The organism is Methylobacterium mesophilicum SR1.6/6 (genome assembly GCF_000364445.2).
GTDB lineage: Bacteria > Pseudomonadota > Alphaproteobacteria > Rhizobiales > Beijerinckiaceae > Methylobacterium > Methylobacterium mesophilicum_A.
Genome location: NZ_CP043538.1, coordinates 1,612,982 through 1,632,165, shown reverse-complemented (window position 1 = coordinate 1,632,165; position 19,184 = coordinate 1,612,982). Strand labels below are relative to the sequence as shown.

At 68.1% G+C, this 19,184-nt stretch carries 20 protein-coding genes and 1 tRNA gene; 15 read left to right on the top strand and 6 right to left on the bottom strand.

The window, feature by feature from the left end; all coding sequences use genetic code 11:
• Positions 1-105 precede the first annotated feature (105 nt).
• The 3 genes from MMSR116_RS07620 to MMSR116_RS07610 form a co-directional block, all read right to left on the bottom strand.
• Entirely contained in the window at positions 106-1,314 is a 1,209-nt protein-coding gene (locus tag MMSR116_RS07620) for a polyhydroxyalkanoate depolymerase (RefSeq protein ID WP_010683577.1), read from the bottom strand.
• 279 nt (positions 1,315-1,593) lie between these two features.
• A complete protein-coding gene (locus MMSR116_RS07615) occupies positions 1,594-1,839 on the bottom strand; it encodes a hypothetical protein (RefSeq protein WP_010683576.1) in 246 nt (81 codons plus the stop codon).
• A 156-nt stretch (positions 1,840-1,995) separates the two neighbouring features.
• Positions 1,996-2,205 carry a hypothetical protein gene (locus tag MMSR116_RS07610; protein WP_010683575.1) on the bottom strand — a complete coding sequence of 70 codons (210 nt, stop codon included), beginning with the start codon at positions 2,203-2,205 and terminating at the stop codon, positions 1,996-1,998.
• Positions 2,206-2,564: 359 nt separating this feature from the next.
• Here MMSR116_RS07610 and MMSR116_RS07605 point away from each other — a divergent pair, with 359 nt between their 5' ends.
• The 7 genes from MMSR116_RS07605 (at position 2,565) to MMSR116_RS07580 (ending at position 7,403) form a co-directional block, all read left to right on the top strand.
• Complete coding sequence (locus MMSR116_RS07605) at positions 2,565-3,218, top strand: Maf-like protein (RefSeq protein WP_010683574.1); 654 nt, start codon at positions 2,565-2,567, stop codon at positions 3,216-3,218.
• Entirely contained in the window at positions 3,215-3,397 is a 183-nt protein-coding gene (locus MMSR116_RS07600; RefSeq protein ID WP_039892914.1) for a DNA gyrase inhibitor YacG, read from the top strand. The genes MMSR116_RS07605 and MMSR116_RS07600 overlap by 4 nt, the downstream gene beginning before the upstream one ends.
• A gap of 104 nt (positions 3,398-3,501) precedes the next feature.
• Positions 3,502-3,577: transfer RNA gene (locus MMSR116_RS07595), tRNA-Phe, on the top strand.
• A gap of 1,301 nt (positions 3,578-4,878) precedes the next feature.
• Positions 4,879-5,781, top strand: a complete 903-nt coding sequence (locus tag MMSR116_RS07590; protein ID WP_039892911.1) for an NAD(P)/FAD-dependent oxidoreductase — start codon at positions 4,879-4,881, stop codon at positions 5,779-5,781.
• A complete protein-coding gene (locus MMSR116_RS07585) occupies positions 5,778-6,698 on the top strand; it encodes a histone deacetylase family protein (RefSeq protein WP_191991878.1) in 921 nt (306 codons plus the stop codon). Before MMSR116_RS07590 ends, MMSR116_RS07585 begins: the two co-directional genes overlap by 4 nt.
• Positions 6,699-6,840: 142 nt before the next feature.
• A complete protein-coding gene (locus tag MMSR116_RS31315; RefSeq protein WP_010683571.1) occupies positions 6,841-7,014 on the top strand; it encodes a hypothetical protein in 174 nt (57 codons plus the stop codon).
• A gap of 149 nt (positions 7,015-7,163) precedes the next feature.
• Entirely contained in the window at positions 7,164-7,403 is a 240-nt protein-coding gene (locus MMSR116_RS07580) for a hypothetical protein (RefSeq protein WP_010683570.1), read from the top strand.
• 16 nt (positions 7,404-7,419) lie between these two features.
• On the opposite strand, the gene MMSR116_RS07575 is transcribed toward MMSR116_RS07580, so the two are convergent.
• The 3 genes from MMSR116_RS07575 to MMSR116_RS07565 form a co-directional block, all read right to left on the bottom strand.
• Positions 7,420-8,586, bottom strand: coding sequence for an alanine racemase (locus MMSR116_RS07575; RefSeq protein WP_010683569.1), 1,167 nt, complete (start codon positions 8,584-8,586; stop codon positions 7,420-7,422).
• A 202-nt stretch (positions 8,587-8,788) separates the two neighbouring features.
• Positions 8,789-9,424, bottom strand: coding sequence for a 2-dehydro-3-deoxy-6-phosphogalactonate aldolase (locus MMSR116_RS07570; RefSeq protein WP_010683568.1), 636 nt, complete (start codon positions 9,422-9,424; stop codon positions 8,789-8,791).
• Complete coding sequence (locus MMSR116_RS07565) at positions 9,421-10,299, bottom strand: 2-dehydro-3-deoxygalactonokinase (RefSeq protein ID WP_010683567.1); 879 nt, start codon at positions 10,297-10,299, stop codon at positions 9,421-9,423. The genes MMSR116_RS07570 and MMSR116_RS07565 overlap by 4 nt, the downstream gene beginning before the upstream one ends.
• Positions 10,300-10,498: 199 nt before the next feature.
• Here MMSR116_RS07565 and MMSR116_RS07560 point away from each other — a divergent pair, with 199 nt between their 5' ends.
• From MMSR116_RS07560 to MMSR116_RS07525, 8 genes are all read left to right on the top strand, one after another.
• Entirely contained in the window at positions 10,499-11,257 is a 759-nt protein-coding gene (locus tag MMSR116_RS07560) for an ABC transporter ATP-binding protein (RefSeq protein WP_010683566.1), read from the top strand.
• The gene (locus MMSR116_RS07555; protein WP_010683565.1) at positions 11,250-11,993 is read left to right on the top strand and encodes an ABC transporter ATP-binding protein; all 744 of its coding nucleotides are present in this window, start codon (positions 11,250-11,252) and stop codon (positions 11,991-11,993) included. The genes MMSR116_RS07560 and MMSR116_RS07555 overlap by 8 nt, the downstream gene beginning before the upstream one ends.
• A 93-nt stretch (positions 11,994-12,086) precedes the next feature.
• Positions 12,087-13,304 (top strand): ABC transporter substrate-binding protein, encoded by a 1,218-nt coding sequence (locus tag MMSR116_RS07550; RefSeq protein WP_010683564.1) that lies wholly within the window; start codon positions 12,087-12,089, stop codon positions 13,302-13,304.
• Positions 13,305-13,332: 28 nt separating this feature from the next.
• Positions 13,333-14,220 (top strand): branched-chain amino acid ABC transporter permease, encoded by an 888-nt coding sequence (locus MMSR116_RS07545; RefSeq protein ID WP_010683563.1) that lies wholly within the window; start codon positions 13,333-13,335, stop codon positions 14,218-14,220.
• Between the two features lie 21 nt (positions 14,221-14,241).
• Positions 14,242-15,228, top strand: a complete 987-nt coding sequence (locus MMSR116_RS07540) for a branched-chain amino acid ABC transporter permease (RefSeq protein ID WP_010683562.1) — start codon at positions 14,242-14,244, stop codon at positions 15,226-15,228.
• Between the two features lie 89 nt (positions 15,229-15,317).
• Positions 15,318-15,671, top strand: a complete 354-nt coding sequence (locus MMSR116_RS07535) for a hypothetical protein (RefSeq protein WP_010683561.1) — start codon at positions 15,318-15,320, stop codon at positions 15,669-15,671.
• A gap of 308 nt (positions 15,672-15,979) precedes the next feature.
• Positions 15,980-17,932: a DNA mismatch repair endonuclease MutL gene (gene mutL, locus MMSR116_RS07530; RefSeq protein WP_010683560.1), complete on the top strand. Its 1,953-nt coding sequence runs from the start codon at positions 15,980-15,982 to the stop codon at positions 17,930-17,932.
• 39 nt (positions 17,933-17,971) lie between these two features.
• Positions 17,972-19,177 (top strand): acyl-CoA dehydrogenase family protein, encoded by a 1,206-nt coding sequence (locus tag MMSR116_RS07525; RefSeq protein WP_010683559.1) that lies wholly within the window; start codon positions 17,972-17,974, stop codon positions 19,175-19,177.
• The last annotated feature ends 7 nt before the right edge of the window (positions 19,178-19,184 follow it).

Here is a 19,184-nt window from a genome sequence, read left to right as displayed (position 1 = left end):
CCTGCGAGGTCCGGCACGATCCGGGCCCCATTCGAGTAGGCTATCATGGTGGGCTGTGGCAGTCGGCGGGTCAAATCGGCGCGACGTGAGGGGCTCGTCTGCCGCTCAGTTGTGCGACTGGATGAAATTGCGCACCTGCGGGTAGATCTGCTGCTCCCAGCGCCGGCCCGCGAAGACGCCGTAGTGACCGACCCCAGCCTGCAGATGGTGGGTTCGCATGTAAGGTGCGAGGCCCGTGCAGAGGTCGTGAGCTGCCATCGTCTGTCCGACGGCGCAGATGTCGTCCCGCTCGCCTTCGACTGTCATCAGGGCCGTCCGGCGGATCGCGCGAAGGTCGATCGGATCACCGCGGTAGCTGACCGCGTTCCGCGCCAGAGTGTGATCCTGGAACACAGTCTTGACCGTCCCCAGATAGAACTCAGCCGCCAGATCCAGTACGGCGAAATACTCGTCGTAGAAGGCCCCGATGGCTTCGGCCTTGGCGTGCTCGCCGTTCGCCATGTGCCAGAACAGGTCGGCGTGACCCTGGATGTGCCGCTTGGCGTTCATTGCCATGAAGGCGGAGACCTGGACGAAGCCCGGATAGACCCTGCGGCCCGCGCCCCTGTGACGGGTCGGCACGGTAGCGATGAGGTTCTGCTCGAACCACTCGATTGGCTTCGAAGTCGCGAGTTCGTTCACCCCCGTCGGATTGATTCGGCAATCCACCGGACCGGCCATCAGGGTCATGCTGCGCGGCGCGGCTGGGTCCTTCGTCTGCGCCATCACGGCGGCCGCCACCAGCGCCTGCACAGCCGGCTGGCAAACCGCCACCATATGAGCACCATCCCCCATTGCCTGCAGAAAGTGGACGAGATGACCGACGTAATCGTCGAAGCCGAATTGTCCGTCCGCCAGCGGCACGTCGCGGGCGTTGTGCCAGTCGGTTATGTAGACGTCGTGGTCTGGCAGCATCGTGCGGACGGTGGCGCGCAGGAGCGTCGCGAAATGCCCAGACATCGGAGCCACCATCAGCACCTTCGGCTGGTCGGTATGAATGTCCTTCCTGAAATGCAGGAGAGTGCCGAAGGGCGTGACTTCGACGGGCTCCTCGACAACGGGAACACTGCGGTTGCCGACCATCACAGCCTCGATCCCGTAGGCAGGGCGGGCGAAGGTCAGTCCGGCGCGCATCATCATTCGCGCCCCCGCGGACATCCAGGTGATCGGCTCACCCAGCCTCAGCCAGGGCGACCAGACATCGTTCAGGAGCTGCCCCCATGCCCGGGTCTGGGCGGCGATGTCAGTCTGCAGGTCGAACGTGTCGTACATCATCGGGGCAGGAACTCGCAGGAACCATGCCCAGCACGGGGCCATCGGAGCGTCGGCGGATGCAGGGGCCGGAGCCGCATCAGCGTGGCCGTGCAGGATGGGTTCGAGGGTTGTGACCCGCAACTGTCCTTTAGGCTCATCCCATTGGGAATGGTGCCGACGTGGCTTTGATGCACCATCCGGTCTCATCGCGCCGAATCAGGACAGGACGGCCGGATGGAGATCGCGTCGCGTTGGCACGGCGGTCTCGTGCAGGACGGGGCAGGACGGGTCAGCCCGCAATCAGGACGCGCGGCGCACGATGGCGGCGGGCTCACCCGCTCCGCGGCGGTGCTCGCAGGCGATTTTCAGATATCGGTCGCTGCCGCCGGGAAGGCCGGCCTGCGCGGCCATGGCCTGAGCGTGCATCAAGCACTCCATGGGCGTGTGCGCCGGGGAGACGATGACGTCGAGGGCGGTGTCGCGGGAGCAATCCTGCGCGAGCAAAGTCCCGGCGCAGACCAAGGCAACAGAGAGCAATTCCGACATGACGGACCTCATCTTCGAGTGATGGAAAGGTCCGCGGGGTGCTCCGGCGTGCGAGCCACCGCGTTGTCGTTGCCTGGGTGCTTCCTCCGGTCGTCGAACGGTTGTGCACGTCACGTGCCAAGAGGCCGGCACGGGTGAAGGGGGTGATGCAGCAGCTCAGTCGCGGGCGGCCAGCCAATGCGTCTCCGGCTCACTGACCGGGAGGAGTGCTGCGACGGCGTCGAGATCGACCACGTATTGATCCGTGAGCTTCTGCCACATCTCGACCGGCGAACTCACCTTCGGCTTCAAGCCGTCCAGGGCGCGGGCCAGCAGAGCGGCATTGATGAGCTTGGGGCGCGGCAGCAGCGGATCAGCGTTCAGCATCGGGCTTGACCTCTCGCGACCGCGGTACTGTCCGCTGCGTTTGGTTAATGATCAGTTACAGCCGGCCGCAACGTCGGAGGCGGGCAGCATCGAATACTCGAACATGCCTGCGCGTCGTCACCGGGAGCTTGCGAAATCGGCCTGGCTGCGGTCCCGGACGTGTCGTGCGGTCCACGGTGTCTTCGATGGATTCAAGCAAAGGTTCGGCGCCCCTCGTCCGCGCGCTTCCGGATCGCCTTCGGTTCACAACCCCAACCCATTCCCTTATCAGGCAGGCGGATTGAGGCTGTCCTGGCCGATGACGGCGTTCCTGAGCAGGAGTCCGCGCCGCTCCGGGCCGCCCGTGCGAATGGAACACCATGGACGCCACACCTGAAGCAGTCGGGCCGACGGAGAGGCCGAAGACCCGCCTCGTTCTGGCCTCCGCCTCGCCCCGCCGGCTCGCCATCCTGCAGCAGATCGGGATCGAGCCGGATGCGCTGCTCCCTGCCGAAGTCGATGAAACGCCGCGCAAGGCCGAGCCTCCGCGCGAACTCGCCCGGCGGCTCGCCCGCACCAAGCTGGCGACCGCGGAAGCCGCCCTCCATCTGGACGACAGGGCGACGCCGACGTGGCTGGTCTCGGCCGACACTGTCGTCGCAGTCGGCCGCCGCGTGCTCCCGAAGGCCGAGGTACCGGATGAGGCGGCGGATTGCCTGCGTCTGCTGTCCGGGCGGCAGCACCGGGTCTTCACAGCCGTCTGCGTGCTGTCGCCGCGCGGTCGCAGGGAGCGGGTCGTCGAGACTCGGGTGCGCTTCAAGCGGCTCTCGGGCCGTGACATCCAGGGTTATGTCGCCTCGGGCGAGTGGCGCGGAAAGGCCGGCGGCTACGCGATCCAGGGGCTTGCGGGCGCATTCGTGGTTAAACTCGTGGGTTCCTACAGCGCTGTGGTCGGCTTGCCGCTGTACGAGACTATGAGCCTCCTCGACGGCGAGGGATATCCGATCCGGTCCGGCTGGGGCGCCCTCGCATGAAACGGGTCTTGCGAGCGGCTTGCCCAATCTGCCGAAGGCCGGCCGAGCTGGAATACCGGCCGTTCTGCTCCCAGCGCTGCGCCGACGTCGATCTCGGACGCTGGCTGAACGAGCGCTACGCCCTGCCGGAGGAGATCGACTCCGACGAGCCACCCCGCGATGAGGATTCCCAGCGCTGATTTTTTCCGGCAGTTCCACATCATCGGCGGCTTGGCAGGCTGGACAGGCCGCGAAGCACTGACTATACCCCGCGGCGTCCGAGGCCGACACCGGCGCGGACGACGCCCAGGTAGCTCAGTTGGTAGAGCATGCGACTGAAAATCGCAGTGTCGGTGGTTCGATTCCGCCCCTGGGCACCATCAGTCTCCTAAGCGTTTCGCTGACTGAGAGCGTTCGGTTTATCCGGATCGACCGAGATAAGCACGAAAGATTCAAGGGCCAATTATCCGGTCGATAAATCGGCGATATGGGCCCAATTTACGAAGCAGCAATGCTTTACCGCGTCGAAAGTCTCACTTTCGTGAGCGCGTCGTAACGCTATATTGCGGACGCATGTCTTTTTGTCCTGCAATCGTCTAATGGCCACGCTTCGCGATTTGACAGCAACTCAACACGCTCCCTGGCTTCGCAAGCGGCAAATGCCCCAATATTTGTCAACCGCGATTACCGCGGACGAATTGAGCTTAAACAAAATAATACTCATCATTTACCGCTTTCAGAATGTATTGATTTGATCACGACGACAATATAATCCGCCATAATGAAGGATATGCATTAAACAGGCTGTCGACGTCACTCTGCAATGAGAGAACGCAGCGCACGGATAGTCGTCAATCGCGTCCTGAGGAAACAGCCGCGCTGCACCGTCGCTCGTCGCAGTCCCTCGCGGCGACACGCAGACATGTCCTCTTATCGAACGTAAGGGAGCCGCTCCGTAGAGCCCCTTGCGGGCGAACGGATCCTCCGCGCCATCAAGCGACTGCTCGCCAAGCGCATCTCAGAACGAGAATGCAACTGTGATGTCAGTCCTCAACGAGTTAATGGAGCTGCAGGACCGCGCAGCGGCACCCGTCTTCATGATCGATCAGTAACACAATGTAACTGACCCGCTCGAGAGCCTGATCCGCTCGCCCGGAAAAATCCGCCGCGCCTACGCCCAGGCCCTGCTGATCGCCCTGCCGCCCTCGCGGCCTATCAGCACGACATCGACGCTTTGATGGCGTCGGCGACGCCGAAGGCAGCGTTCCGCACGGATATGGTGCTGATGCTGGCCAGGGCCCCCTGGAGGCCTGGGGCGCTGTCGGTCCCATCTCATCTACTGGGACAGCGGCTACCACGAGAATGTCGCGGCCAAGAGGTCGTCCGCGCGAACAACCGGCATCGCCCGACAGGCCGGCGATGCACGCTCTGCTCCAGGAAGAGCGCAAGCAGGTCGGTCTTCCCGAGGATGAAGCGCCTTCAAATCGGCATCCGTCGCTGATGGATCGTCAATCGTATCCCTGGCCGGGTCACCCCTCGTCCAGTGGTCGATCGTGACAGGCGGTCGCCCTGACTGACGCAACGGGCTCCGCTAGGTTTCGGATCGTGCGGCGAGCGGAGTCGCGTACGACAGGGCGGCATTGTGGAGACGCAACAGGTTGTCGCGATTTTGGGAGCCGGCATGGCCGGCGCCGTCGTTGCGCGGCGTCTCGCCGATGCCGGGCAGCCGGTTCGGGTCTTCGACAAAGGTCGCGGCATTGGCGGCCGGATGGCGCTGCGCCGCGTCGATGCGCTGCAGTTCGATCACGGTGCGCAGTTCATGCGGGCTCATGGTCCGGCTTTCGCATCCCGCCTGGAGAATTGGGAGCGGCGGGGCATCGTCGCGCCCTGGGCCGGTTCCAGGCGATGGGTCGGCGTTCCCGACATGACCGCGCCGGTGCGCGATCTCCTCCGCGGCCTACCCGTCGCGACCGCCACCACGATCAGGCGCATTCATCGGAACGCGGCCACTTGGCATCTGGAGGACGATAGGGGTGCAGTCCACGGTCCTTTCGCGGCCGTCGCGATCACCTCCCCGGCACCGCAGGTCGCGGCGCTGCTCGATGCCTCCGGTCTGGCGCTGCCGGGGGTCGAGCGCGCGATCTATGCGCCCTGCTGGTCGCTGATGATTGCGACCGAGATCGGCGTAGCGGCGAACCTGATAGAACCTCGACGGGCGCCAATCAGCCTTATCGCCTGCGACTCTTCAAAGCCAGGCCGGCCAGGTGGCACCCGGCTCACCGTTCATACGACGCCGGCATGGTCCCGCCTCCATCTCGAGGAACCGCGCGAAGCGATCGTCTCCGCCCTCGTCCAAGCCACGGAGGAAGAACTTGGCGCCGATCTGAGGCCGGCCTATGCCGGGGCGCATCGTTGGCGCTACGCTGCGGTCGAAACCGCGCTCGGCCGTCCCTGTCTGTACGACGGCACCATGCGCCTCGGCGCCGCCGGCGATTGGTGCCTCGGCCCCCGTATCGAGGCCGCCCATGATAGTGGCTTGGCACTCGCCGAGGCGATACTGACCGATCGGGTCTTGGCAGCGTGATCCCGCCGATCGCCTTCCATCCGGCCTACGAGGCACCGCTTCCGTCCGGCCACCGGTTTCCGATGCGGAAATACGGTCTCCTCGCCGAGACCCTGATCGCCAGAGGGCTCGCACCGCTCGGCTTCGTGACGCCGGAGCCGGCCAGCGCGGACGTCCTCGTGCGCGCCCACGACGCGGCCTACGTCGCTGCAGTTCTCGACGGCGCCGTATCGATTGACATCGAAAAGGCGATCGGCCTGCCCGTCGATGACGCTTTGGTCCGACGCTCCCGTGCCTCGGTGGGCGGGACCCTTCTGGCCGCGCGACTCGCGCTCGCGGAAGGGCTGGCCGGCAGCGCCGCGGGAGGCAGCCACCATGCCCGGCGCCGGCAGGGCGCAGGGTTCTGTGTGCTGAACGACGTGGCGGTGGCCGCGCGCACATTGCAGGCCGAGCGGCTGATCCAGCGCGCCCTCGTGGTCGATCTCGACGTTCACCAGGGGGACGGTACGGCGGACTGCCTCGCCCTGTCGCCGGATCTGTTCACCCTCTCCGTTCATTGCGAGAACAACTACCCCGCTCAGAAAATCGCCGGCGATCTCGATATCGGGCTGCCGGATCGTCTGGAGGACAGCGGCTATCTCGAGGTTCTCCGCGCACGCCTGCCGGCCCTCCTCGACGCCCTCGCTCCGGACATCGTATTCTACAATGCCGGGGTCGATCCCCACCGCGACGACCGCCTCGGCCGGCTCTGCCTCACCGATGGGGGGCTGTTGGCGCGGGACCGCTTAGTGGTGGCCCAGGCCCGTGCGCGCGGCATCCCGCTCGTGGCGGTGATCGGCGGCGGCTACACGACGGACGTGGACGCGTTGGCGCAACGACACGCGCTGGTCTTCGAGGCACTGGCGGCCGAAGCGTCAATCGAACCGTCGGCCCTGTGAGGCGCGAATGCATCAGGTCCCGACGGACATCAATGTAGATGCCGGCGGGAAAGGTTTTGGGAAGGGCTGCCGCCGAGGATGACCGAACCGCTGAGCGTGGCAGATCCGCCGCTCGCGCTCCGTAAATCGGTGAGGCTCGGCCATGTTCGCGCGGCTCTGGAATGTGGTGAAGGCGACGCTGGCCGTCTCGGCCCTGATCGCCGCCGCGCTCGTCTCCGCCGACAAGGTCGACCGGCAGCGAGCGCAGCCGTCGATCGGCGCGGCCTTAACCGATCCGGTCGCCACGGGTGCCATCGCCCCGGTGACGCGTCCCTGAACCGTACGCACCCTCGCAGCATCCCGGCGTAGGCCCGCGGCAAATCACGCCTGCGAGCCGCGGAAATAATGGGCGTCGACGGCGTTCTCGCCCGGTGCCCAGACTTGGCCGGTCCATTCACTCGCATCTGTTTACGGGGGAGCGCTTCGATGAAACCCGCCCTCTTCGCCCTGCTCGCCATCGTTGGCGCGGCACCGGCCCTCGCCGAGACGCCGGATGAGCGCTCGGCCTGCACCCCGGATGTCCTGCGCCTCTGCGCGGCGCAGATTCCCAACGCCGGGGCGATCACGGCCTGTCTGCGCGAGCGGCGCGCCAGCCTGAGCACCGCCTGCCGCGTCGTCATGGACCAGAAGGGCGGGTCCGTCCGAAGCGTCGCCACCCGTCGATAAGACCGAAGGCCGCGCGTCACCATCCGTTGATGCGCGGCCAAATTTCGCCCTTGTGCCGGCCTTCGGCGACGACATGATAGCGATCGTGCTGCGCCCCGGTGGCGCAGGCGTGGTTCGGCAGGATGCGCAGGCGCGTGCCGATCGGAAGATCCGGTAGCGCGGCCGACGCACCAGCCCGCAGGGCAAGGATGCCGTGTTCCTGATTGGCGTCCCGGACGATCAGATCCTCAAGGGGACGCCCGGCACGATCGCAGACGATGCCATACCCCTGATCGATCGCCTGTCTGGCCGTGCCCCGGTCGCGTGACAGGGCCATCCAGCCGGCATCCGTGATGATCCAACCTTTCTGGTGCTGATGGCCGATGACCGTTGTCAGCACGGTTAGCGCGATCTCCTCCACCGCACAGGAGCCGACCCCGGCTTGGAAAAGATCGCCGATCATGAACACCCCAGCCCGCACCTCGGTGATGCCTTCGAGGTGGGCGGCGTAGCGCGCGGTCGGGGTCGAGCCGATGCTCACCGTGGGGCAGGGCAGGCCCGCGTCCCGGAGGATCGAGGCCGCCGCGACCGCGGCCGACCGCTCGGCCTCCGCGGCCGCGCGCAGCGCAACCGGGTCGCTGAGCCCATAACTGTCGCCGGCATGGAGCAGGACGCCGCGCAGCTCGGCCCCTTCAGCGAGCGCATCGCCGATGGCCCGCAACTGTTCCGCATCCCGCGGGTCGACGCCCGACCGGTGACCATCGGCATCAACCTCGATCAGCACCGGGAGCGCATCGCCCGCGCGGCGGCTCCAGAGCGCGACCGCTTCGGCCTGCGCGCGTGAATCGAGGACGATTGCCAGATCGGCTGTGCAGCGCCTGCGGATGGCCCCGACCCGATCGAGCTTCTGGGGCGCGATGCCCACCGCGTAGATCATGTCCCGGACGCCGCCTTCGGCGAAATATTCGGCCTCGCGCAAGGTCGAGACCGTAGCGGGACCGTCCGGCCGCGACATGGCCATTCGCGCCACGGGAAGTGATTTCGCAGTCTTCAGATGAGGTCGTAACGCGACTCCCAACTTGTCGAGCCGTCGGCGCATCCCGTCGACATTGGCCTTGAGACGGTCCGCATCGAGGATCAGGCACGGCGTTTCGAGCCCGTCGAGACCGTCGTCCCCGGACGCCTGCGCGCGCTCATCGACCATGCCTCTGCTCCCGCCGCCCGAAACGATCCGGCCTGATAGGCCCGTGCGATCGCCGGTCCAAGACCTGCGGCTGAAGACCGGTCGCAGATGCAACCGGGCCTCGAAGCTGTGCCTGATCGTGTCGCGATCGGGCACGGCTCCCGAGTCATGCTGAAATGCGTTCTCTTGCGCCGGAGCGGCATCCTCTTCGGAGGAAAGCGCCCTAGGCGGATCGCCGGAGGGCGGCGACGAATTCGGTCGCGTCCCGGGCGACTTCCGTCGCCGACTTCCCGGGGCGGTAAAGGTTCGAACCCAGTCCGAAGCCGTCGGCTCCGGCCTGACGCCAGGCCGCGATGCCGTCCGGCGTGACGCCGCCGACGGCGAGCACGCGGCTTCCCGCAGGAAGGACGGCACGGTGCGCCTTCAGGGCGGCGGGCGAGGCGACATCGGCGGGAAAAAGCTTCAGCGCGGTCGCGCCGGCCGCCAGCGCCGCGAAGGCTTCAGTCGGCGTCTGGTAGCCGGGCAGCGAGACCAGACCGGCCCCGACGCTGGCCCGGATCACGGCGGCATCGGTGTTGGGTGAAACCACGAGCGTCCCGCCGGCGGCGGCGACCGCCTCGACCTGAGCGGTCGTCAGCACCGTGCCGGCTCCCACCAGGGCGCGCCCGGCCAGACGTTCGGCGAGGATCGCGACGCTGCGCAGGGGATTGGGCGAGTTGAACGGAACCTCGACCAGGGTGAACCCGGCCTGAACCAGGGCCTCGCCCACCTCCGGCGCTTCCTCCGGCGTCAGACCGCGCAGGATCGCCACGAGGGGGCAGGCGGCGAAGGCCGCCTCGAATCGATCCAGGATGGTCATGCGCGGTGGCTCCAGATGGCGTGGATCCCGGCCGTGGTGAACCCGTCCGGCACGACGATCGGCGTGCCGCCTGCCTCGGCAATCGCGACGGCGTAGAGGATGGCCAGCGGACCGTCGCCCAGCAGATGCACCGGCCGGCTGGCGAGATCCTCGCGGGTGGCCACGTCCGCCCCGATCAGGATGCCGCTGGCGTAGGCGGCGGCATCGGCCGGCGCAAGGCGGTCGAGGAGCACCCCGGCCCTGACCTCGAACAGAGTCGCGGCCAGATTCTGGGACGCGATCCCGCGGCGGAGCCCGCGGCGGAACGCGGCGCCGTCGGCAACCCGGGTGTCGAGCATTCCTGCCAGGACGCCATGAGCGCGGAGCAGGGCGAAAATCTCGCCCGTCATCACGGTCGTGAACGTCGCGATCGCGCCCTCGATGGTCGCGATCCACTTGTTGTGGGTGCCGGGTTGGCAGAACAGCGCGGTCGGGGGCGCCGCGCCGGTGCAGATCGCCCCGAGCACCTGGATCTCCTCGCCCCGCATGACATCGGGCCGCTTGCTGTCCGTCAGCGCGACACCCGGGATGATCCGGAATCCGGGCGCAACCTCCGGGCTGGCCGACGCCAGGTGCTCAAGGGTGGCCGGCGCGGTGACGTAGGGGACCTCTCGCCAGCCTCGGCTGGAGCCGATCATCCCGCTGGCGACGACCTCGTATGCACCGAGGCGCTGGCGCAGGTCTGCCACCGCGGCGGGGTAGTCATCGGGACCCAGAGCCAGGACGCCGCGATCATCCTGCAGGCTGTCCACAACGGTGCCGTCGGCCGCGACCCCGTAGGCGCGCCGGTTGGTCGTGCCCCAGTCGACGGCGAGATAGGCCGCTCGACCACCCATGCGACAGCTCCCGGCGGCAATTTGTCTGAGTTAAGCGCCTGCCCTCGGGCGGTCAAGCGCCGTTGCGGTGCGCCTCCGCGGGGAGGCGGAAGATATCAGTCACCGGGGATTGTCGCATCGCGTCGGGCGTTTGCGATGGACGGATCCCAGGTGGATCGGCGATATGGCCGGCAAGAATGTATGTCCGGGAGGGACGCGCTTGGCTCGGGACGTGATCCTGGCGACCGATGGCCTGACGATGGAATTCCGCGGTTTCCGGGCCGTCAACGATGTGGCCTTGCAGGTGGAGCGCGGGACGATCCACGCGTTGATCGGACCGAACGGGGCCGGCAAGACCACCTGCTTCAACCTGCTGACCAAGTTCCTGATCCCGACCGCGGGCAAGATCCGCTACAAGGATCGCGACATCACCGGCATGAAGGCGGCCGACGTGGCCCGGCTCGGCCTCGTTCGCTCCTTCCAGATCTCCGCCGTCTTCCCCCACCTCACGGTGATGGAGAACGTCCGCATCGCGCTCCAGCGGCGGCGGCGCGGCGATTCCTTCGATTTCTGGCGGCCGGAGCGCGTCCTGCGGGCGCTCAACGGCGAGGCGCTGGCGCTGGTCGAGGCGGTCGGCCTGTCCGACTTCGCCGACGTTCTCGCGGTCGAACTCTCCTACGGCCGCAAGCGCGCCCTCGAGATCGCCACGACGCTGGCCCTCGATCCCGAGATGCTGCTCCTCGACGAGCCCATGGCCGGCATGGGCCACGAGGACGTCGAGCGCACGGCGCAGCTCATCCGCCGCGTCTCCAAGGACCGCACCATCCTGATGGTGGAGCACAACCTCTCGGTGGTGGCGTCGCTGTCCGACCGCATCACCGTCCTGGCCCGCGGCCAGGTGCTGGCGGAGGGCGATTACGCCACCGTCTCGAAGGACCCGCGCGTGGTCGAAGCTTACATCGGGGCGGGACATGCCTGAGGCGGCGCTGAAGACGGTCACGCCGGCCTCCGCGACCGGTTCCCTCCTCACCGTCCGCGGGCTGGAGGGCTGGTACGGCGAGAGCCACGTCCTCCACGGCATCGACATCGACGTGCGCGCCGGTGAGGTGATCACACTGCTCGGCCGCAACGGCGCCGGCAAGACCACGACGCTCCGGGCGATCATCGGCATCCTCGGCAAGCGGGCCGGCTCAATCGTCTACGACGGCGTCGAGACGATCAGGATGGCCTCGCGCAACATCGCCCGCCTGGGGCTCGGCTACGTACCGGAGGAGCGCGGGATCTTCGCGAGCCTCACGGTCCACGAGAACCTGATGCTGCCGCCCCGGGTGAAGCCGGGCGGGATGTCGGTGGCCGACATCCATCAGCTCTTCCCGAACCTCAAGGAGCGCGCCGGCAGTCAGGGCACCAAGCTCTCCGGCGGCGAGCAGCAGATGCTGGCGATCGGCCGGATCCTGCGGACCGGCGCCAAGCTGATCCTGCTCGACGAGCCGACGGAAGGTCTCGCGCCGGTCATCGTCCAGCAGATCGGCCGGACCATCCAGCAATTGAAGGCTCAGGGCTACACGATCGTGCTGGTCGAGCAGAACTTCCGCTTCGCGCAGACGCTCGCGGACAGGCACTTCGTGATCGAGCAGGGCCGGGTTGTCGACATGATCCCCAATGCCGAGCTTGACGCCAATATCGACAAGCTTCACGCCTATCTCGGCGTCTGAGGTTAGCGCTAAAAGCCGCACACGCGCCAGCAAACGGTGCCCCGATACTTGGCCGGTGCAAATCCACCGTGCCGTTGGAGGATGGAAACGAAGATGTTCGGACGTATCGCCCGGCCCGCGACCCTCGCAGCCATCGCCGGAGCCCTGATGATGGGCACCGCGGCCGCGCAGACCAACGTGAAGATCGGTATCCTCGGCGACCGCTCGGGCGCCTATTCCGACATCAGCGGCGAGGGCTCGGTGGTGGCCGCGAAGCTCGCGATCGAGGATTTCAAGCCGGAGCAGCACGGCCTGAAGGTCGAGATCGTCTCCGCCGATCACCAGAACAAGCCCGACGTCGGCGCCGCCATCGCCCGGCAATGGTACGACCGCGACGCCGTCGACATGATCACGGACGGCGTGACCTCCTCGGTGGCGCTGGCGATCAGCCAGGTCACCAAGGAGAAGAACAAGGTCTTCATCGACACCGGCGCCGGCACCGCCGACCTCACCGGCCCGCAATGCACGCCGAACACGATCCACTGGGTCTACGACACGGTGGCGCTCGCCAACGGCACCGGCGGCGCCATGGTGAAGCGCGGCGGCAACACGTGGTTCTTCCTTACCGCCGACTACGTGTTCGGCCAAACGCTTCAGCGCGACACCACCGCGGTGATCACCAAGAACGGCGGCAAGGTCGTGGGCTCGGTCAAGACGCCGTTCCCGACCTCGGACTTCTCATCCTTCCTGCTGCAGGCGCAGGGGTCGGGCGCGAAGGTGATCGGCCTCGCCAACGCCGGCACCGACACGATCAACTCGATCAAGCAGGCCGGCGAGTTCGGCATCACCGAGGGCGGGCAGGCGCTCGCCGGCCTCCTGGTCTTCTCCTCGGACGTGCACTCGCTGGGCACCAAGGTCGCGCAGGGTCTGGTCCTCACCGAGCCGTTCTACTGGGACCTGAACGACCAGACGCGCGCCTTCTCGGACCGGTTCGCCAAGCAGATGAAGGGCGGTTCGAAGCCGACCGCCAACCATGCCGGCGTCTACTCGGACGTGCTCCACTATCTGAAGGCGGTGGCCGAGCTGAAGTCGACCGCCGACGGCGCCGCCACGGTCGCCAAGATGAAGGCGATGCCGACCGACGACCCGCTGTTCGGCAAGGGCGTGATCCGCGCCGACGGGCGCAAGATCCACGACATGTACCTGTTCGAGGTCAAGAAGCCCGCCGAGTCGAAGGGCGAGTGGGACCTCTACAAGAAGCTCGAGACCATCCCCGGCGATCAGGTCTTCCGCCCGCTCAACGAAGGCAACTGCCCCCTCGTGAAGGGTTGAGCGCCGGTCGCGGCACGGAGGGGAGCCCATGACGACGATCTTCGGTGTGCCGACGCAGGCCCTGTTCGGGCAATTGCTGCTCGGCCTGATCAACGGCTCGTTCTACGCGATCCTGTCGCTGGGGCTCGCCATCATCTTCGGGCTCCTGAACATCATCAACTTCGCCCACGGCGCGCTCTACATGATGGGCGCGTTCGTGGCCTGGATGCTGCTCACCTACGTGGGCCTCGGCTACTGGTGGGCCCTGGGACTGGCGCCCCTCGTGGTCGGTGCCTTCGGCATCCTGCTCGAACGGGTTCTGATCGCCCGGCTCTACAAGCTCGACCACCTCTACGGCCTGCTGCTGACCTTCGGACTGGCCCTGATCATCCAGGGCCTGTTCCGCAACCAGTACGGCGTCTCGGGCCTGCCCTACGCGATCCCGGCCGAGCTGTCCGGCGGCCAGCGCCTGCCGTTCATGTTCCTGCCGAACTACCGGGCCTGGGTGGTGGTGGCCTCGCTCACCGTCTGCATCGCCACCTGGCTTGTGATCGAGAAGACCAAGCTCGGCGCCTATCTCCGGGCGGCCACCGAGAACCCGACGCTCGTCCAGGCCTTCGGGGTGAACGTGCCGCTGTTCCTGACGCTGACCTACGGCTTCGGGGTCGCGCTGGCGGGCTTCGCCGGCGTGCTGGCCGCGCCGATCTACTCGGTGAACCCAAACATGGGTGCCGACATCATCATCGTGGTCTTCGCCGTGGTGGTGATCGGCGGCATGGGCTCGATCATCGGCTCGGTGATCACGGGCTTCACCCTCGGCCTCGTCGAGGGTCTGACCAAGGTGTTCTATCCGGAGGCGTCGGCCACCGTGATCTTCGTGATCATGGTGCTGGTGCTGCTCGTCAAACCCGCCGGCCTGTTCGGGCGCACGGCCTGACCGCGAACTGAGGCACACCCCATGGCCGACACCGCCGCCCTCGACGCCGCCCCGATCGCCGCCGCGCTGCCGACGACCCGGGACGACAAGGCGCTCCACCGCCTGATCTTCGTCGGCATCGCCGTCCTGCTGATCGTGGCGCCCCTCGTCCTGTATCCCGTCTACCTGATGAAGGTGCTGTGCTTCGCGCTGTTCGCGCTCGCCTTCAACCTGCTTCTCGGCTACGGCGGCCTGCTCTCCTTCGGCCACGCCGCCTATTTCGGCATGGCGAGCTATCTCTGCGCCTACACGGCGAAAAGCCTCGGCTTCACGCCTGAACTGGCGATCCTCACCGGCACGGTGACGGCGGCCCTGCTGGGGCTCGTCTTCGGCGCGCTGGCGATCAGACGCCAGGGCATCTACTTCTCGATGATCACCCTGGCGCTGGCCCAGATGGTGTTCTTCTTCTCCCTCCAGGCGAAGTTCACCGGCGGCGAGGACGGCATCCAGGCGGTGCCGCGCGGCGCGCTGTTCGGCACGATCAGCCTCGCCGACGACCGGGCCATGTACGCCGTCGTGGCGGTCATCTTCATGGCCGGGATGCTGCTCATCTACCGGATCATCCACTCGCCCTTCGGGCAGGTGCTGAAGGCGATCCGCGACAACGAACCGAGGGCGATCTCGCTGGGCTACCGGGCGAGCCAGTACAAGCTCGCGGTCTTCGTCCTCTCGGCGACGCTCGCGGGGCTCGCCGGCTCGACGAAGGCGATCGTGTTCCAGCTGGCCTCGCTCACCGACGTGCACTGGTCGATGTCGGGCGAGGTGGTGCTGATGACCCTCGTCGGCGGCATGGGCACGGTGTTCGGACCGATCGTCGGCGCGCTGGTGATCGTCACGATGGAGACGTATCTCGCGCAGTTCGGCGCCTGGGTGACGATCATCCAGGGCTGCGTCTTCGTGCTCTGCGTGCTGCTGTTCCGCGAGGGCATCGTCGGCCTGATCGCCCGGCTGATCCGCAAGCCCCTCTGAGGCGGCCTTCTCGGCCGGGCCGCGCGCCCGGTCACCGTTCGTTAACCAAGGCCGTTCAACCTGGGATTTCAGAACGGTCAGGTGCCTCCATGACGAAGGCTCGCGCGCTCAGCATCGACGATCCCGCCCTCGACTGCCCGGTGCCGCCGGAGACGGTAGGCCGGCTGATGCGGTCCGATCCCGACGGCGCCGCCTACCTGCTGGACGGCATCCCGGAGGCGACGCGGGCGCGGCTCGCCGTCTGGCTCTACGGCCGCAGCCACACCCACGAAATCGGGATCCGCGTGGCCGCCACGTGCGAGGGCGCGACCCTGCGCCGGGCCGCGGGTCTCGTCGGCAACGTCCTCTACGACCTGTCGCGCCGCCCCTACGCGTCGCCCAGCCACGGCACCCGCGGCAGCGCGAGCCGGATCTCCCTCGGCGGCTCCGCAAGGCGCGCCTGAGCGCTCCACGGATCACCAGGAATAGAAACTCCGGTCGAAGCCCGTTCGAGGCGGGGCGGGCTTGTACCCAGTCATTCCGGGACTGCGGAGTAGGGCCCGGAATCTAGACCCGCGCCGCGAACTCGAAACGGCTCGGTCGACGGTTCTGGATTCCGGGCTCGCCTGCGGCGTTCCGGAATGACGGCGCGGTTGTTCGACGCTCCATCCGTACCTGCAGATGGTGCAACACGTTAAACCGGCCTCTCGGCCCTGCCCGAGTCACCCGCAGCGATTGGAACGGCGCGCCGCAGCCGCTATCGTCGCGGCCGATGTCCGTGTCCCTGACAGCGCCGCACGTCCGCCGCCTCGATCCCATCCTCGTCGACCGCATCGCGGCCGGAGAGGTCGTGGAGCGGCCCGCCTCGGCGGTGAAGGAACTCGTGGAGAACGCGATCGATGCCGGCGCCCGCACGGTCGAGGTCACCGTGGAGGCCGGCGGCCGCCGCCTGATCCGGGTGGTCGACGACGGTCGCGGCATGGCGCCGGAGGACCTCGAACTCGCGGTCGAGCGTCACGCGACCTCGAAGCTCCCCGGTGGCGACCTCTCGGCGATCGCGACGCTGGGCTTCCGCGGCGAGGCCCTGCCGTCGATCGGGGCCGTGTCGCGCCTTACCCTGGTTACCCGCACACACGACGCCGAGGCCGGTGCCAGCCTGACGGTCGATTCCGGATCGAAGGGCGCCGTCCGTCCTGCCCCGGCCCAGCGCGGCACCCGGATCGAGGTGACCGAGCTGTTCGCCGCGACGCCGGCACGGCTGAAGTTCCTGAAATCGGACCGGGCCGAGAATGCCGCCATCGCCGAGACCCTGCGCCGCCTCGCCGTGGCGCAGCCGGGCATCCGCTTCACCCTGCGGGCCGATGCCGGCCAGCCCCTGATCCTGCCGGCCGAGACCGGTGCCGACGCCGAGCTGCGCCGCCTGACCGCGGTGCTGGGGCCGGATTTCGCCGCGAACGCCCTGCCGGTCTCCCTCGTCCGCGAGGGCTTCTCGGTGACCGGTCATGTCGGCCTGCCGACGTATCACCGCGGTGCCGCCGGCTACATCCACCTCGTTGTCAACGGCCGGCCGGTCCGCGACCGGCTGCTCCTCGGGGCGGTGCGCGGGGCCTACGCCGACACCCTGGCCTCGGACCGACATCCTGTGCTCGGGCTCGCCATCGCCTGCGATCCAGATCGCGTGGACGTCAACGTGCATCCCGCGAAGACCGAGGTGCGGTTCCGCGAGCCCGGGCTTGTGCGCGCGCTGATCGTGAGCGCGATCCACGACGCCCTGAATCGCGGCGGCGCCCGCTCGGCCACGACCGGCGCGGCGCGGACCCTCGAGGCCCTGCGTCCGGCGGCGCCGGCCCTGGCGACCCATACCGGCGCCGCGATGCCGAGCCTGTTCCGGCCCTCGCGTCCGCCTGCCTTCGCCGCCGGAACGCCCTCCGTGGCGGCGCCGTCGGGATACCGGCAGCCGGACACGTGGCGGCCCGCGGCGGCCCTTGCCGCGGATCCCGCACCGGGTTTCGGCGAGACCGCCCAGGCCCTGTTCGAGCCCCCGCGCGCCGTCCCGGCGCCGATCGCCCCGCCGCAGGCCGACAGCCGTCCGGTCCCGGCCTCCGACGAGGCCGTCGACCACGCCCTCGGGGCGGCCCGCGCCCAGATCCACGAGACCTACATCCTGGCCCAGACCCGGGATGGCCTCGTGATCGTGGACCAGCACGCCGCCCACGAACGCCTCGTCTACGAGCGGATGAAGGCCGAACGTTCGGCGGGCGGGATCGCCCGGCAGGGCCTGCTCATCCCCGACGTGGTCGAGATGAGCCCTGAGGAGGCCGACCGCCTGGTCGCCGCCGCGCCGGAGCTCGACCGGCTCGGTCTCGCGATCGAGGCGTTCGGCCCCGGCGCCGTGCTGGTGCGGGAGATACCGGCGGCGCTGATCGGGGCGTCGGTGCGCGACCTCGTCACCGACATCCTCGACGCCCTGGCGGCGAGCGGCGACGAGGAGGGGGGTGCCGCCGCGACGGAGGGCGGTCCCCTGGGCCGGCGCCTCGACGCGGTCCTGTCGCGGATGAGCTGTCACGGCTCGATCCGCGCCGGACGCCGCCTGAGGCCCGAGGAGATGAATGCCCTCCTGCGCGAGATGGAGGCGACGCCCAATTCCGGGCAGTGCAATCACGGTCGTCCCACATCGATCGAACTGAAACTCTCCGACATTGAGAGACTGTTCGGCCGTCGATAGACCTCACCGTGCACAGGCACCCGCCAGAGGCCGCGATCCATGGATTTCACCATCTCGCCCCGCGTCGAGGAGTACCGCGCCCGCATCGCGGCCTTCGTGGACGCGCACATCCTGCCGCTGGAGGCGGACCCCTCCGCCTATGACGGCCACGGCAACATCGGCCTGCCCGAACTCGCGCGGTTGCGCGGCCTCGCGCGGGAGGAGGGCCTGTGGTGCCTCCAGCTCAGGCCCGAGACCGGCGGGGCCGGGCTCGACAAGGTCGGCATGGCGGTCTGCTACGAGGCGATGAACCGCTCGATCTTCGGGCCCGTCGTGTTCAACTCCGCCGCGCCGGACGACGGCAACATGATGGTGCTGGAGAAGGTTGCGACCCCCGCCCAGAAGGAGCGCTGGCTCGCGCCGATCGTGGACGGCCGGGTGCGCTCGGCCTTCGCCATGACCGAGCCTCATCCCGGCGGCGGCTCCGACCCCGGCATGATCCAGACCCGGGCCGAGCGGCGCGGCGACACCTACGTGGTCACCGGCCGCAAGTGGTACATCACCGGCGCCGAGGAGGCCGCCCACTTCATCCTGATGGCGCGGACCTCCGACGACGCCCGCAAGGGGCTGACCGCCTTCCTGTTCCACAGGGACCAGCCCGGCTGGGAGATCCTCCGCCGAATCCCGATCATGGGGCCGGAGGAGCACGGCGGCCATTGCGAGCTGCTGTTCGACGGCCTGGAGATCCCGGCCGAGAACGTCCTGATGAACGAGGGCGACGGGCTCAAGCTGACGCAGATCCGCCTCGGCCCGGCCCGTCTGACCCATTGCATGCGCTGGCTCGGCCTGTCGAAGCGCTGCGTCGAGATCGCCCGCGCCTACGCGGCGGAGCGGCACGGCTTCGGGATCCGGCTGGCCGACCGCGAGAGCATCCAGCTCATGCTGGGCGACCTCGCCATGCGGATCGAGATCGGCCGCCTGCTGGTGATGAAGGCCGCCTGGGCGCTGGACCAGGGCAGCTTCGCCCGCAAGGAGGTCTCGATGGCGAAGGTGCACGTGGCCAACCTCCTGCACGCTGCGGCCGACGTGGCGATCCAGATCAACGGCGCCCGCGGCTACTCCACCGACACGCCGCTGGAATGGATCTACCGGTACGCCCGGCAGGCCCGGCTGGTGGACGGGGCCGACGAGGTCCACAAGATGGTGCTCAACCGCAACCTGGAGGCCGAAGGCGACGCCTTCTGGTCGTGGCCGGTGGGCGCGTGAGCGAGGA

Coding starts and splice junctions, on each gene's coding strand:
- MMSR116_RS07540 (WP_010683562.1), top strand. CDS start 14,242: ATGGCCGACACCGCCGCCCTCGACGCCGCCCCGATCGCCGCCGCGCTG.
- MMSR116_RS07600 (WP_039892914.1), top strand. CDS start 3,215: ATGAAACGGGTCTTGCGAGCGGCTTGCCCAATCTGCCGAAGGCCGGCC.
- MMSR116_RS07545 (WP_010683563.1), top strand. CDS start 13,333: ATGACGACGATCTTCGGTGTGCCGACGCAGGCCCTGTTCGGGCAATTG.
- MMSR116_RS07580 (WP_010683570.1), top strand. CDS start 7,164: ATGAAACCCGCCCTCTTCGCCCTGCTCGCCATCGTTGGCGCGGCACCG.
- MMSR116_RS31315 (WP_010683571.1), top strand. CDS start 6,841: ATGTTCGCGCGGCTCTGGAATGTGGTGAAGGCGACGCTGGCCGTCTCG.
- MMSR116_RS07615 (WP_010683576.1), bottom strand. CDS start 1,839: ATGTCGGAATTGCTCTCTGTTGCCTTGGTCTGCGCCGGGACTTTGCTC.
- MMSR116_RS07620 (WP_010683577.1), bottom strand. CDS start 1,314: ATGATGTACGACACGTTCGACCTGCAGACTGACATCGCCGCCCAGACC.
- MMSR116_RS07605 (WP_010683574.1), top strand. CDS start 2,565: ATGGACGCCACACCTGAAGCAGTCGGGCCGACGGAGAGGCCGAAGACC.
- MMSR116_RS07565 (WP_010683567.1), bottom strand. CDS start 10,299: ATGGGTGGTCGAGCGGCCTATCTCGCCGTCGACTGGGGCACGACCAAC.
- MMSR116_RS07555 (WP_010683565.1), top strand. CDS start 11,250: ATGCCTGAGGCGGCGCTGAAGACGGTCACGCCGGCCTCCGCGACCGGT.
- MMSR116_RS07590 (WP_039892911.1), top strand. CDS start 4,879: ATGGCCGGCGCCGTCGTTGCGCGGCGTCTCGCCGATGCCGGGCAGCCG.
- MMSR116_RS07570 (WP_010683568.1), bottom strand. CDS start 9,424: ATGACCATCCTGGATCGATTCGAGGCGGCCTTCGCCGCCTGCCCCCTC.
- MMSR116_RS07575 (WP_010683569.1), bottom strand. CDS start 8,586: ATGGTCGATGAGCGCGCGCAGGCGTCCGGGGACGACGGTCTCGACGGG.
- MMSR116_RS07525 (WP_010683559.1), top strand. CDS start 17,972: ATGGATTTCACCATCTCGCCCCGCGTCGAGGAGTACCGCGCCCGCATC.
- mutL (WP_010683560.1), top strand. CDS start 15,980: ATGTCCGTGTCCCTGACAGCGCCGCACGTCCGCCGCCTCGATCCCATC.
- MMSR116_RS07610 (WP_010683575.1), bottom strand. CDS start 2,205: ATGCTGAACGCTGATCCGCTGCTGCCGCGCCCCAAGCTCATCAATGCC.
- MMSR116_RS07550 (WP_010683564.1), top strand. CDS start 12,087: ATGTTCGGACGTATCGCCCGGCCCGCGACCCTCGCAGCCATCGCCGGA.
- MMSR116_RS07535 (WP_010683561.1), top strand. CDS start 15,318: ATGACGAAGGCTCGCGCGCTCAGCATCGACGATCCCGCCCTCGACTGC.